The sequence below is a fragment of the Enterobacteriaceae endosymbiont of Donacia simplex genome, from assembly GCF_012568645.1.
In the GTDB taxonomy this organism is placed as follows: Bacteria; Pseudomonadota; Gammaproteobacteria; order Enterobacterales; family Enterobacteriaceae.
This window is the reverse complement of record NZ_CP046192.1, coordinates 352953-353961: the sequence shown is the minus strand read 5'-3', so window position 1 is coordinate 353961 and position 1009 is coordinate 352953. Positions and strand designations below refer to the sequence as shown.

The 1009-nt window shown below is 47.5% G+C and carries 1 other annotated feature (running past one end of the window).

Annotation, left to right across the window (positions count from 1 at the left end):
- Positions 1-1003 (top strand) — a sequence feature (mutual gap in cmsearch alignment for this rRNA model is longer than 100); it begins 570 nt to the left of the window's first position.
- Positions 1004-1009 lie beyond the last annotated feature (6 nt).

Genomic DNA, 1009 nt, shown 5'->3' with positions numbered 1-1009 from the left:
AGCGTTAATCGGAATTACTGGGCGTAAAGAGCACGTAGGCTGTTAATTAAGTCAGATGTGAAATCCCTAAGCTTAACTTAGGAACTGCATTTGAAACTAATTAGCTTGAGTTTCGTAGAGGGGGGTAGAATTCCAGGTGTAGCGGTGAAATGCGTAGATATCTGGAGGAATACCAGTGGCGAAGGCGACCCCCTGGACGAATACTGACGCTCAGGTGCGAAAGCATGGGGAGCAAACAGGATTAGATACCCTGGTAGTCCATGCCGTAAACAATGTCGACTTGAAGGTTGTAAGCTTGACTTATAGCTTTCGTAGCTAACGCGTTAAGTCGACCGCCTGGGGAGTACGACCGCAAGGTTAAAACTCAAATGAATTGACGGGGGCCCGCACAAGCGGTGGAGCATGTGGTTTAATTCGATGCAACGCGAAAAACCTTACCTGGTCTTGACATCCATGGAATTTAATAGAGATATTTTAGTGCCTTCGGGAACCATGAGACAGGTGCTGCATGGCTGTCGTCAGCTCGTGTTGTGAAATGTTGGGTTAAGTCCCGCAACGAGCGCAACCCTTATCCTTTGTTGCCATCAGTTAGGCTGGGAACTCAAAGGAGACTGCCGGTGATAAACCGGAGGAAGGTGAGGACGACGTCAAGTCATCATGGCCCTTACGACCAGGGCTACACACGTGCTACAATGGTATATACAAAGGGAAGCATCCTCGCAAGAGTAAGCGAATCTCACAAAATATATCTTAGTTCGGATTGGAGTCTGCAACTCGACTCTATGAAGTCGGAATCGCTAGTAATCGTAGATCAGAATGCTACGGTGAATACGTTCCCGGGCCTTGTACACACCGCCCGTCACACCATGGAAGTGGGTTGTAAAAGAAGTAAGTTGCTTAACCTTTCTTTATTTGGAGGGCGCTTACCACTTTATGATTCATAACTGGGGTGAAGTCGTAACAAGGTAACCGTAGGGGAACCTGTGGTTGGATCACCTCCTTTACTATA